Below are 12,225 nucleotides of genomic sequence, written 5' to 3'. Positions count from 1 at the left end.
GAGAAATCCCACCCTCGAAATGTCCATAGCTCTCGATTGCGGAGCTCGTCATCGAGGTCGCCCAACGTGACATCGATCGTTATTGGCTGCGAGATGTTGCCGAGATGGAAATCTACATCGGTGAATGCGAAGTTTTGCCGGCTGCTCAGGCAAAGATCGATCGCGTCGAGGATGGTTGACTTGCCGCTGTCTCCCGGTCCGATTAGGCAGTTGATACCGGGGTTGGGCCACCACTTCAAATAGGAGATGCGGCGAAAGTTTCTGATCTCGACCTCTCGAATTACAGCCACCGGTCTCGCCTTCCCGCTTTTACTTCTCAATCTTAAGTATCACCGGATTCGCTGAACAATGATGTAGAGAAACGCGAAATAAGGTATTTTCCAACAGAAACATTCATTGCACTAGGTCTGGAACGAAATGGTCCACTTTGATGCCGACGAGGGACCTGATCCTCGAATACGAACCCGAGTTTAACAGCCCGTAGTGGGTGAGTGACGAGCTGAAAGAAAGGGCGAGGTCACGGTTAGTAGGGCGTTCACGTTTGTAACGCGTGACTTGCTGAATCGTCGATCGAAGCGAACGGATGAAGATTCGATCTATCGGTTCCGATTTGCGAAAAGGGAGGCCGGCTATTTTCGAATTCCTGGCTGCGTCTTAGTATGTCAACATGACGTCCTCATCTCAAGCAAGGAAGTTTCTTTCGAGAGAAATACCTTCGTGGCGGAGCGCGGTGTGGGCATCTTTCGCCGTGTTGCTCGCGTAATGGAAGCCGACGGGGAAATTGTAGTCGGCGGCGACCGAGCTGGCACCATTCCGTCCGCGGTTTTCCGTGAGCTTCTCAGCAAGTTTCCAGCTCCATCAAGCTTGATCAGTATGCCAGTGCCCGTGCGGAAACGATCATAGGAGTATCTTACGAATACGTCGGACGCGCGCGAAAATACGAACGCTATCTCAATCGCCGCGCGTCCGACGTACATGACACCCAATTGCCGCACACCGAGTTGATCGAAGCCAAAATAGGAAAGTATCAACTTTTGCGAGAAATGATTTCTGGCTGGCTTGCCAGTTCTGTGAGCTACTCGAGAAGAATTAGGAGGCTGATATTAAAAGTTATCCTTTGTTGTTTCCCAAGTACGTCGCTTTCTTGGAGAATGTGCAGATTGTCGATGCCTACTCTATTCCTGGGCAAAGAAAAGCGCTTTATTGATATTTGTCTCATCGATGCGGGCGGAAATATTGACGTTGCGGGGTGAAAAGCCGTTCGATGAGGCGCTGCTGAGCAAGAGTCTTTATCGGGGCAACAGTATTCCGTCAAAGGAACTATCCGGGGCAAACATGCAGGCGGAGAAGTATCTCTTCCCTCGTTCAAAGTGGGGCATCGATGGCGAGGCTGAACTCACCAGACGCTATTCAAAGCAGGTTCCACCGGCGAGGCAGATCCGGATCAAAAATGCGAAAGCGCTGCTTTTATTGGGTCGCCACTTGCGGCAGTCCGGCCTGCCCGCCTTTTTGGAGCAGCAAAAATTCGATCTCGAAGTCATCAAGCGCAAGTATGCGAATATGAAGGACATCTTGACCTATAATGATCTTCTTCGGCGCTTGGCCGCCACCTGTTCCATGTGCGGGATGGACATCCGTATCCTGTCCCTATTAAGGTCTACGACGAGACGATACGCCTGATGAAGTCGGCGGTCCAAAAAGGAAGATTGGGGCATCAAGAGGAGCTATTGGCCTTGCATCGACTGGACGAACAGGCGAGGCGGCGAGCGCTACGTCACCGGGCCTGATCTTAAAGAGATTATTGCCGGCGAGTTTCATCGATCGCATGAGTTCGGCGGTCGCTCGATATTCGGCCACGAAGAAAATTCGGACAGCGATCGCAAGTCGTAACTTTACAAAACTGTTGCGCCATCAGTAATAGACGTTGCCCCTAAGCTGCGTGTCCGGGACACGATCATCTGCAAATCTGACCTCAGGCTGGGCACAGTATTTTTCTATAATGACCGAAGCCCGGAGGCCCGTCGGCCGTCCTTCAATGAAAGCATAGTGATGGAAAAAGCCGCCGCGATTGATCTCTGGTCGCAGCTCTTGGAGAGGGCAAGGAACAATGAGTGGTCATCATTCGATGACCCAAATCATGTTGTGAGCGATGAAGATCGGGAAGCCCGCGTTCACGCCTATCTCGCCTCTGGATGGACACGGGAAGACGCACGGGTCTTTGAGGAGATAACGCACCAAAAGCGATGTCCTCTCCAATCACCAGTCCGGGTCAATCGCAATTCCGAGGTTATGCTTCAACGGTTGGTTAAGGCCTTGCTGGCCGGATTGTCTCCGTCAGATCGACGGCTTGCCGAAACATTTTGCGGTGGAGCCAAAGGCTGGCCTTGGTGTCTACGATCAATGTGATGATGACTGACCAGACCATAATTGCGATGGGAACGCATTTCAGCGGTACTGCGGCCTTGTCGCTAGAAGTGCGAACCTGATCTGCTCCCTGGGAGACCGGGATAAACTTCAATGAAATGGAGGCCGGCAGCTGCGGCGACACCCTGGCTGGTGGGAATTTTTACGCATACGCGCTGGCCGGAACGTTTAACAGAATTTCGGCCGTCCACGTGAAGAAGTGTTGTTAATGGAGCAGATGGCGACTGCAATGGAATCTTCGCGCTTGCTCACGAATTGGGGCTCATATGTCTCAACCAAATGGGCGTTGACGCAAAAGCGAAGAAACTTGTTCGCTGCTAGATTGTAATGAGCAGATCGAAGGGACCAAAGAACCAGGAGGAGATACAGGGCTCGATCTTTGGACGGGCGCCGGTGGCTGCTTCTTGGTTCGATCGAAATATTTCGAAAAGTAGATATTTCAAAAGATACACATCCTGAATTTGCGAAAGAGCTATATCACTCAAAGGAACGCTTGATACGGCAATCTTCACACACGCGTCGTGTAGTTCCAGGTACTTCAATGCGTGTTGTCGGAGCTCGAGCCAATTATGAGCGTATGGGCTGAAATGCGAGCGCGAATTCCGGCGACTGGGAATAGCGCAGCAGTCGTTCAAGGTTGCGAAGATCTGTTCTTGAGCTTAATTTATTGACAGACGACTCGATGTGGCCAGATTTGCCGTTTGAGTTTAACGTAATGGGAACTCCGGTCAGCTTCAAAGTGAGCTTTTCAGGGTTGCAAATGGCCGCATGCCGGAGGAGCGTCTCTCGACCAAACTCGCCTCTCGGTCACGTTTTATTTTCCTCAAGCACCAATGATTGGCGACGTCGATAATATCATCAAGTTAACTCTCGATGCATGCAAATGGCCTTATTGATCGGGTTGTGGTTCAAAGATTCGGGCCGGATGCAAACGCGGCTTTTTTGGTAGAGGCAAGGATCGGAAGGTCCAATCCTCTATATCGAGTAGATTCATGAGGAACCAACTAATGATTGACTTTGCCGCATCGAAAGAAACTGGATGACTATCTGACCCGTCTTGGTGCGCAGGGTTACAGGGCGTGAGTCCCAAAGATCACCTTCCGGCGTTTCTGGCCGACTATGAATGACGCTGTTGCGATTGGTCCAAAGGGCAATATCGTTGTGGAAGTTGTGGCTAAAGGCAGCCCGACGGCACAAGCAAAGGAAGACTGCGGGAAATTTTGGCGGATCACCCCGACTGGAGGCATCGTTTATGGTGGCAAGCTCAGGTTCCAATGCAACGCCATTGAAACCGTTGAAGCGTTGAACAAATGACTGATCCGCGAGCCTCGTCGTGGGCATCTCGAAGCCATCGCTCGACAAGCCTAGAAACACTAAAACCACAAACCCCTGGACGTGTGGTTGAAACTGGCGGGTTTGTGACTCAAGCCAAGCAGAGACTTTGCGAAATCTCGCCACGATACGCAATCAAATCATCCATGTGGAGAGCCTTCAGTTTGCAGGGCCCATAGGGATTAATGAGCTAGCTTGAAGAGTCAGGCTTAGTTTCGAGACGTCGCAACGGCAGATCTCGGTTCGATTCCTTTCATCGTGGAGATCGCGCCAAGCCGCACCACCTGTCCGCTCATTTCACTGAAAGCGCCGTGCGCGCGTCATCCAGATGACTTTATCCGTGCAAAACGTCGGTCGAGTTCATTTATTCTCTCATTTTGTTTGAAAAGGGTTGCGGCTGACAAGTCCGCCAGCGCCCACTTTAAATAGCGTTATCTCTTCGTTGTTGGAGCGCCCAATAGTAGTATGACGTCAGGCTAATTTTGCTTGAACATGACTACGATTAATTACGCGTTCCTTAATAGGCTGAACGATGTCTTCGTGGAACACGGTATCGATAAAGTTGCCATCGACACGCACTCATCATCACTTTCGCGCATTTCCGAAGAAGGCAATCAGATCCACATTGCGTAAATTTGCCGCATATGAGTGGCGTGAGAAAGTGTGGCGGAGAAATAATGTCTGCTTCTGGCACGGGTCTTCGAGAGGCAGCAATCTCAGTTGTACCCTTTCTGCCTCAAAGCATCAAGTCTTTGTGATGTTAATGTCCCAGATTTTGATTTTTCGATGTCACGGCTTTGTAACATCGGTATTAGACTGGAAATGCGTCCAGAACCCAGTACAAGAAGCGATTTCGCATCTGGACGCGCGAGATAATCAGCGGCAAGTGCTGAAACGGCCACTGTACGCAAGCCCGTGATTGGCCATCCATCGCCGCAAGATGCTCACCGCCATCAAACAAATTATACGTGGAATTTAAGGCGGTTTCGGACTCGGCGTTACCTGAAAATATTAACCTGCTTCACCCCATAAATCTCCTGAAGGAGACCATGCAGGCCAACAGTAACGTGCCTTGCTGATTGTTTGCCTTCAATGGAATGATGTTCAGGTGCGCTGCAGTTGTGAATGATATCCGCAGCGCTGCCTTCATAGAAGTAGCGTCGAAAGCTCATCTGTGAGGATTTACAGGCGTGATGGCTATTAGTTTCGTTTTGACTGTATTAAATGTCACGAGATCACTTGTTCGCCTGGACGTCAGGCAGACTTAGGATCGTCAGGTTCTGAGCCATGCATGTGTTGGAAGCAGAGACAATTCACAGCGCAGTCACACTGGCCAACCCTGGCTGGGCAAGGCAACCCTATCTTCTGCAAAATCAAGAATAGGCCCTTGCGAGCTGACCATTCGGCGTTCTTCGACCGACCGAATAATCTGTCATCCATCATAGTTTCTGGCGGAGAGCGAAACACTTCATGAAAATGTCCTTTGGGACACGCGACAGTCCTTCAGAAAATGCATGCATCATGCCCGGGGTCCACACATATAAATTCGTGCATTTTGATCAGCTCGCGAGGCGCTAATGCGCTGATTGCTGTAGTAATCCTTGCCTTCAACATCGGCGAGGAGCGTCATAGAAGTCAAATACATATTGGCAGTCTGGTGTTCGCGTATTCGACTGAAGGCATGTGTTCTATTAAGATTGCATAAAGCAAGCTGATTTGAATCATTGTCGGGCCAAGTAGACTTATAAAGGTGCTATACCGCCTGCAAGGAAAATAAGCGGCTTAGGGAAAATCTTTAATGGCCTGATGGCGCAGATTAACTGTGTCGCCGTCTTTCAAGGGTGGAATTTGGCTGGACATCTTTCCTTCGAAGCCTTTAGTCACCTTTTTGGTGTCTGACAGCAGTCCTTGCAACGACCGCAACCCGTCAACGAGTATGCTCTGCTTAGCTCGTTATCATCACCTATCTGGATTTGAATATGCGTAATGCAGTTCTTCACCATCAACTTCGAATATCAGGCTTCGCACGCCAGATCGCTGACTGTCTTACTCTAAATTCTTTCCATCCTTTCCAAGACCTCTGACGCAGTTCAGTCCAATTCTATATTATCTGAATGATCTGTGAGGGATTGATCCGCTTATCGGATCGAGGCAAGCTATTTTTCAGACCCTGAGCAGAAAGTTCGGCACGATCCAGTTGCAGGACTGCCCCAGCCGCAGCCACGACGTTCTGCAAGACCCGGCGTGGGTTTGGCCACAAAGCGGGCTGCGCGTAGAGATGCGGACAGTCACCGCTTTGAATCGCCAGACCTTCACCGCTGCAACGGGATCGGGCGGCTTTCTCAATGAGGCACTACGGTGTTGACACGTAGTATCCGTTCTTTGCTGAACTTAAGACCAGAGGAAATTTTCTGCGCAGACCTGTGTCAATCTTCAGCGGGGAATGAAAATCCCATCGTTGCGCTGCAACAATTCCGAATACAGTTCAACACGTCCTGTTTCAGTGTCAAAGGCTCGAACCCTGTTCTGATCACGTGATGAGGTAGGCCTCTAGATCTATCTGTGCTTTGCTTTTACGGAGCAATGCGAGCTCAACAGTGTGTCGAGGGGCTCAAGCATATAGTTCCACCCATTCTCCGACTGCCATATTGCCATTCCCTTAGCCGCGAGATCAAAATGATATTGTCCGAACGAGATTCTCCGCGAGGTTCGACCATTCGTTGACGCAACTGCTGCATCTCGCTGATCTCAAAGCCGAACGAATACCTTCATGCTTATTCACTGGAAGAAATATTCGGCATACTTAGGCGGGTGCAAATTCGCAGTGGACATGAAAACGAGCGCTGCGAGCGAACTGTCCTTGAGAAATGCAAATTCGTACCAAAAGCCATCATTGCTCGTATGCTGTAAGGCATGGAATGGCTTTGTACATATCACGGGCTGTTACCCAGCCCATAGACTGGACCAATGCCTCATTTCTAATGTTTTGGAAACCTATTCAGAAACGGTCGGTAAGCGCGATAATTGAGGATTAAGATCACTTCGAACAGTTGATTTGCGTTGCGATTGCGCTGGATTCAAGTCGCATTCTGGGCAATTGCGCTTGCCGTGCTACCTAGAAGAAGACGCTGCGATGGCAGACGTTCGACAGCATTGGGAGATTCAATCTAGTGCGCGTCAACATGTCTTTCAGCAGATACGCAGTGAGATCATTGCAGGTCACGCGTTACCGGGAAGCATGTACTCGGTCCCGAGCATTGCAGAGACTCTCGGCACTTCAACGACGCCTGTGCGTGAAGCCCTGTTAGAACTGGTTCGGCTGGGCCTTTTGGAACCGCATCGAAATCGTGGTTTTAGAGTAACAGCGCCCTCGCTAAGCGAGACTAAAAATATCTTTGAAATGCGTGAAGTATTGGAAGTGCACGCTGCAAAAATTGTCGCATCCCGACAAGATCGCGATATATCGCATCTGAAAAAGATTGCAGATCAGATTGCAACAGCAGTTGAACGGGAGAATTTTAGAGCTTATTTGATATCAGATCGCGAATTTCACCTCGAGCTTACCAAGGCCGCAGGCAACAATATTCTTACGGAAACTATTTTTTCTTTGAGAGATCGCATGCGCTTTTATGGCGATGTTTCAGATGAGGGTTATAAACGTCAGAAGGCCTCGGTTCCGGAGCATTATAAAATTGCGGAATTGGCTTGTGCGGGTAAAGCCTCTGAAGTTGGCAAGCTCTTATCAAAACACATACGATCGTGGGAGCCGCTTTTCATTAGCGCTCTCAAGGGTGGACGAACGGTGTTTGCGACGAAGCAGGGATCTTTGACCTCTTAAACAAAATGGACCCAAAGCTAGCTGGAACGTAAATCGATATTCTTCCAAAATGGCTTAAGCGCTAGGACAGTTTGAAGATTCAGGTGCCGCGGCGTTTCCTTCCATCGCTTCCGTTACTGAATGCGTTTGAAGCTGCTGCGCGTACAGGGAGTATCACTGCTGCAGCAAGAGAACTAGATTTAACCCAAAGTGCAGTAAGTCGCCAGATCAAAACCCTCGAAGAGCAAATTGGCGTTGAGTTATTCCATCGCGAACGCCAAACAATTAAGTTAACAGCTGGCGGAGAAGGGTATGCACGTGATGTCCGTGAAGCTCTACGTCGTATCAGCAATGCTTCTTTAACCTTCGAGCTAATCCTGCCGGAGGTAGCTTGCGTCTGGCTGTTTTGCCGACATTCAGCTGTCGATGGCTTGCGCAAAGACTGCTTTCTTTTAATGAAAGCCACCCAAACATAAGCATCACTATCATCACTAAATGCAAGGAAGTCGATCTTTTTACACAAGTCGATGGGATAATTGACTTTGGATAGCCAGACGTGGAAGCTATGGAATTCGCTTTTTTAAAGCGTGAAACTGTCATTCCAGTTTGTAGTCCTAATTGTCTTTCAAAATATCCGATTTCTTGTGCTGAGGACATTAAATTCGCTCCTCTAATTCACTTAATCTCACGTCCGAATGCATGGGAGCTTTGGATGTTCTCCAATAATGTTCCGTTCATTTCATTACATGGAATGCTCTTTGATCAACTCGAAACAATCATCAGATCGACTGTTGCCGGATTAGGCGTTGCACTGGTGCCGGAGTTCATGATCCTTGAAGAATTAGCATCCGCTGAGTTGGTCGCTCCTTTGGATATGAAGTTACGAGAAAAGGGAATTTATTTCCTGGCTTGGCTTAGTGAACGCGCAGAGTACTGGCCGTTGGCGGCCTTTAAGGATTGGATCAAGAGTGAATTACGGGATGACAATAACTATATTACAGATTTCGAAAAATGAAACCGTTGAACTTGTGATCGAGCATAACATCTGCGCGATATTCGTCAGCTTTATTGATTGAAATAATTTTGATCAAAGGTGCATTAAATTGCATCTTAATGCACAATTTTCTTTCTGATGATGCAATTCGGATGTTCTTGACTGACAATCTGCAATGGCTGATGGGTGCGTGTTCTTGACTCTAACTCTAAGTCAGATAGGCGCCAACCAAATTGCCCCTCGCACAATCGCAACTGGCCTTGGCGCGTCAGGGCGCCTTTGTCGACCATATCCTGCAAATCACGTGTGGCGGTGGCACGCGAGGTTTTTGCAATGGCCATATAATTGTCGGCACTCAGGCCACCAACAAAGCCTTCGGGTCCGGCTTCAAACATCCGGACTACCACCTTTTCCTTTCGTGGATTGAGGACGCCGCGAAACCGGTCATAAAAATGCGCTTTGGCGATATAGAAGCGCACCAGTTGCAGGGTGAGCTGCTGTGCTGCCAGCACGGCTTGCCAAAACCATACCAGCCATTCTGTCATATCAAGGGTGCGCTGATGGTGTTCCAGTTCGGCTTTGCGGTTCTGTTGCGATGGCAAAACTCAGTAGGATTAGACTGGGCTGGCCCAGCCACTGGGCGAGGGCTTTTCCGGGGGTTGTCACGTTAAGTTTGGATGGCGAGCCTGATGCGAGGTTCTGAATATCCAGTCGAGACCGACTGCAATTTTCCATGCTTCGAACGCTTCGAGACGATGGTAACGAACTGTGTTTGCGGCACGGCGGTGGGATGGAACTGAAAAGCGATTGCGAGTGGCAGAATGCATGGAAACGAACCGTTGCAACGCTCCCGGCGATCGGTGGCCTTGCATAGTTCGCTCCCGTTTTCGAAACGGAAGGTGACTATTCTCAGCTCTGTTATTGAGCCCCCCTATGCGACCAATGATTGAGACTGGGAGCTACATCCGCCTTTGCCGCACCATAGGAGCGCAGTTTATCGGTAACGATCCGTTTGGGAATGAAGCCATAGCGCTTCATCAATGTCACAACGAAACGCTTAGCAGCCTTTTTTATCACGTCGCATTTGCAATATTTCTTCGAGAACGATGCCATGCTGCTCAACTGCGCGCCAAAGCCAGAACTTGGTTCCAGAGCATTTCACGACCACTTCGTCCAGATACCAAACATCGCCGAGGCGTGCTTGTCGCCGCCGCAGAGTATGGGCGATCTGAGGACCAAACTTTGCGATCGACCGTCGGACAGTTTCGTAGGAAACGTCCATCCCGCGCTCAAGCAGCATTTCCTCAACTTCACGTAAGCTCAAGTTGAACCGCAGGTAAAGCCAAACGGCGTGTGCAATAATATGCGGTGCAAAACGGTGGGGGTTGAAATTGATGTATGGTGTTTGCATCACCGAAATCTACAAATAGCCCGACAGGCAGGCAACTGCGAGCCGGTTAACGTGACAACACCGTTCGTATTAATGCTATTGAGTTGTTGCATAACTGCGACGCGCTCTGTTCCAAATAGTATTAAATAGTTCCAAATAGTTACAATTGCGTCCTTTAATAATAAAGACATCGATTATATGCTAAAAGCAGGTCGGAAAAAGAGGACATGACCGAAGGGTGTGGCGTATAGCGGGTGGTTTTCGTCGCACTAAGACATTGGTTTGGCAATTCGCGTGCATTAGAGGAAAAAAGACTGTGGGACTTCATGTTAAGATAGGGTACGCACGAGTATCGACCGACGATCAGAATCTGGACTTACAACTGATTGCTCTAAAAAAAGCTGGGTGCGACCATATCTTTACCGATTACGGGATATCTGGACAAGGTTTTGATCGTCCAGGATTAAGCAAGGCAACATCTGTTTTAACGCCTGGTGACACCCTCGTAGTTTGGCGGCTTGATCGTCTCGGCCGATCGCTGCCCAAGCTCATTCAGCTGGTCGAGGATATCGGTAATCGCAATGCCCAGTTTTCCTCATTGACTGAGAATATAGATACTTCTTCATCTGGCGGCAGGCTTATATTTCACATAATGGGTGCACTCGCTGAATTTGAGCGAACCTTGATCAGTGAACGAACACGCGCTGGTATGGATGCGGCACGACTTAGAGGAATTCACGTTGGGCGACGTCCATCTCTTGGTCCCTCTGATGTGATCGCAGCGCAGCATGCATTAGCAACTGGTGAGCATGCCGAAACTGTTGCGCAGCGCTTTAGTGTTACCTCTCGAACGTTACGCAGGCATCTGAAAAACATGAGTAAAATCGATTGAATATTTGCTTGTATTTACTTGATAACGCGTGCTAAATAGTTTTATACTTATATAGATTGTTGTGGGGGCTCCTCTAACAAGGAAATTTGATGAGATTAACTCGGGAAATTTATTTGCTAGATCCACTCAAACGGACTTTATTTATCTTGGAAACTAGTAGTTGTAAAACTATTACCGAAATAAAAAAGGCGATTGATTGTGAAAGTGTTGATGCAATTTTACTTGATGGTGAGCATGTTCTATACTTTGATGATGAGGGTTTGAAACCAGGGATAGATAATTATACCATTATTGAGGGGCATCCAGATCCGCTCGTTGGTAAAATCTTGATCATGCACCGAGAGCTTGAAGAGTCGGTTCTCTTTGCCGACCCGCAAGAAATACTTTCCAAACTACGGTCTTACAGGCCGGTGGTTGATCCAATTATCCAGATTGTCGAAACTGGAAGTGAAAATATTACAACCTTTCTATCGGCTGTTAACGGTTTCACGGCGCGCATCGTCGAGATAGATTTGGTCGTGAGACGCCTCTCGATGGCGAACGTAGACCAATTGTTTTCGCGTGGTGGTAAAGCATTTGCCTGAATTTGAAATATTAATTTGAAGCAATAAAGTCGCGGGTAATTTGGTGGTTATAGCGGGGCCCATCCGCTTTTAGATTGTTACACGCGCGCTAATGATTTTTTACGGTTGCGTATCATGCGCCTCAGAGCTCTGGGATCGAGTCCATATTTTGAAGCGATTTCAACGGGTAGCTCCAGTCCGTCACGCAGCGCTTTGTCGGCTGCATTAATCTGATCGTTGGATAGGATTGGTCGCCTTCCAATCGTAAGACCACATTCTCGTGCCGCATCCATTCCGGCGCGTGTGCGTTCGCTGATCAGCGTTCGTTCGAACTCTGCAAGTGCAGCCATCATGTGAAATACCAGTCTGCCGCCTGAAGAACTGGAATCAATATTCTCCGACAGGGAATGGAAGTGAATCCCCTTTTTCCCTAACTCGTCCACTAGCTGAACGAGGTGAATAAGGGATCGTCCCAAGCGATCAAGACGCCAAACAACCAGCGTATCACCCTCCGTCAGCATTTTCAGCGCATTATCAAGGCCGGGCCTATCCGTTGTGCGTCCCGACAGGCCGTGATCTGAAAATACTTCAGTGCATCCAGCGCGATTTAAAGCTTGTAGTTGGAGATCTAGTTTCTGATCGCCCGTTGAAACTCGCGCATATCCTATAAGCATAATTTTATTCTTCCGAACGTGGTGTCCGATGTTGACAATAAAGGGTCCCTTTTTTCCGCTTTAAAATGGTAAAATATTGAACTAAAAAACACTAACAATTTCAATGTCAGTATGGCGTTCTGTATCCCTCGAAATATAT

Annotated in this window: 9 protein-coding genes and 3 pseudogenes; 7 read left to right on the top strand and 5 right to left on the bottom strand. The window is 48.7% G+C overall.

Annotated elements, in window-relative coordinates:
• On the bottom strand, positions 1 to 290 hold a 290-nt coding region (locus C9380_RS24250), incomplete at its 3' end, for an ATP-dependent nuclease (RefSeq protein ID WP_128094950.1).
• 931 nt (positions 291 to 1,221) lie between these two features.
• Between C9380_RS24250 and C9380_RS24245 the strand changes: the two genes are divergently transcribed.
• From C9380_RS24245 to C9380_RS24230, 3 genes and pseudogenes are all read left to right on the top strand, one after another.
• Positions 1,222 to 1,680: a Shedu anti-phage system protein SduA domain-containing protein gene (locus tag C9380_RS24245; RefSeq protein WP_128094949.1), complete on the top strand. Its 459-nt coding sequence runs from the start codon at positions 1,222 to 1,224 to the stop codon at positions 1,678 to 1,680.
• Positions 1,623 to 1,890: pseudogene (locus C9380_RS27985) on the top strand (DUF763 domain-containing protein); the annotation flags it as partial. The gene C9380_RS24245 and the pseudogene C9380_RS27985, both read left to right, overlap by 58 nt.
• A 1,653-nt stretch (positions 1,891 to 3,543) precedes the next feature.
• The gene (locus tag C9380_RS24230; RefSeq protein ID WP_128094948.1) at positions 3,544 to 3,738 is read left to right on the top strand and encodes a hypothetical protein; all 195 of its coding nucleotides are present in this window, start codon (positions 3,544 to 3,546) and stop codon (positions 3,736 to 3,738) included.
• Between the two features lie 734 nt (positions 3,739 to 4,472).
• Here C9380_RS24230 and C9380_RS28925 read toward each other — a convergent pair.
• Positions 4,473 to 4,667, bottom strand: coding sequence for a hypothetical protein (locus tag C9380_RS28925; protein WP_435373151.1), 195 nt, complete (start codon positions 4,665 to 4,667; stop codon positions 4,473 to 4,475).
• 2,222 nt (positions 4,668 to 6,889) lie between these two features.
• Between C9380_RS28925 and C9380_RS24220 the strand changes: the two genes are divergently transcribed.
• Positions 6,890 to 7,594, top strand: coding sequence for a GntR family transcriptional regulator (locus C9380_RS24220; protein WP_252869880.1), 705 nt, complete (start codon positions 6,890 to 6,892; stop codon positions 7,592 to 7,594).
• A gap of 77 nt (positions 7,595 to 7,671) precedes the next feature.
• A pseudogene (locus C9380_RS24215) lies at positions 7,672 to 8,588 on the top strand (LysR substrate-binding domain-containing protein).
• A gap of 95 nt (positions 8,589 to 8,683) precedes the next feature.
• Here C9380_RS24215 and C9380_RS24210 read toward each other — a convergent pair.
• Both C9380_RS24210 and C9380_RS24205 read right to left on the bottom strand, forming a co-directional pair.
• Complete coding sequence (locus tag C9380_RS24210) at positions 8,684 to 9,112, bottom strand: Fic family protein (protein WP_210249796.1); 429 nt, start codon at positions 9,110 to 9,112, stop codon at positions 8,684 to 8,686.
• Between the two features lie 117 nt (positions 9,113 to 9,229).
• Positions 9,230 to 9,978 (bottom strand): annotated as a pseudogene (locus C9380_RS24205) (IS6 family transposase).
• A gap of 295 nt (positions 9,979 to 10,273) precedes the next feature.
• On the opposite strand from C9380_RS24205, the gene C9380_RS24200 reads away from it, so the two are divergent.
• Entirely contained in the window at positions 10,274 to 10,849 is a 576-nt protein-coding gene (locus C9380_RS24200; protein WP_128094947.1) for a recombinase family protein, read from the top strand.
• A gap of 89 nt (positions 10,850 to 10,938) precedes the next feature.
• Positions 10,939 to 11,433 (top strand): hypothetical protein, encoded by a 495-nt coding sequence (locus tag C9380_RS24195; RefSeq protein ID WP_128094946.1) that lies wholly within the window; start codon positions 10,939 to 10,941, stop codon positions 11,431 to 11,433.
• A 77-nt stretch (positions 11,434 to 11,510) separates the two neighbouring features.
• Here C9380_RS24195 and C9380_RS24190 read toward each other — a convergent pair whose 3' ends face one another.
• A complete protein-coding gene (locus C9380_RS24190; protein WP_128094945.1) occupies positions 11,511 to 12,086 on the bottom strand; it encodes a recombinase family protein in 576 nt (191 codons plus the stop codon).
• Positions 12,087 to 12,225 lie beyond the last annotated feature (139 nt).

It is taken from the genome of Brucella pituitosa (assembly GCF_003049685.1).
In the GTDB taxonomy this organism is placed as follows: domain Bacteria; phylum Pseudomonadota; class Alphaproteobacteria; order Rhizobiales; family Rhizobiaceae; genus Brucella; species Brucella pituitosa.
The sequence above is the reverse complement of the archived record's forward strand: the minus strand, read 5'-3'. Positions and strand labels throughout refer to the sequence as shown.

Bases quoted from the DNA above. Each gene is read 5' to 3' on its own strand.
- C9380_RS24245 (WP_128094949.1), top strand. From the start codon at position 1,222: ATGCGGGCGGAAATATTGACGTTGCGGGGTGAAAAGCCGTTCGATGAG.
- C9380_RS24210 (WP_210249796.1), bottom strand. From the start codon at position 9,112: ATGACAGAATGGCTGGTATGGTTTTGGCAAGCCGTGCTGGCAGCACAG.
- C9380_RS24220 (WP_252869880.1), top strand. From the start codon at position 6,890: ATGGCAGACGTTCGACAGCATTGGGAGATTCAATCTAGTGCGCGTCAA.
- C9380_RS24190 (WP_128094945.1), bottom strand. From the start codon at position 12,086: ATGCTTATAGGATATGCGCGAGTTTCAACGGGCGATCAGAAACTAGAT.
- C9380_RS24195 (WP_128094946.1), top strand. From the start codon at position 10,939: ATGAGATTAACTCGGGAAATTTATTTGCTAGATCCACTCAAACGGACT.
- C9380_RS24230 (WP_128094948.1), top strand. From the start codon at position 3,544: ATGAATGACGCTGTTGCGATTGGTCCAAAGGGCAATATCGTTGTGGAA.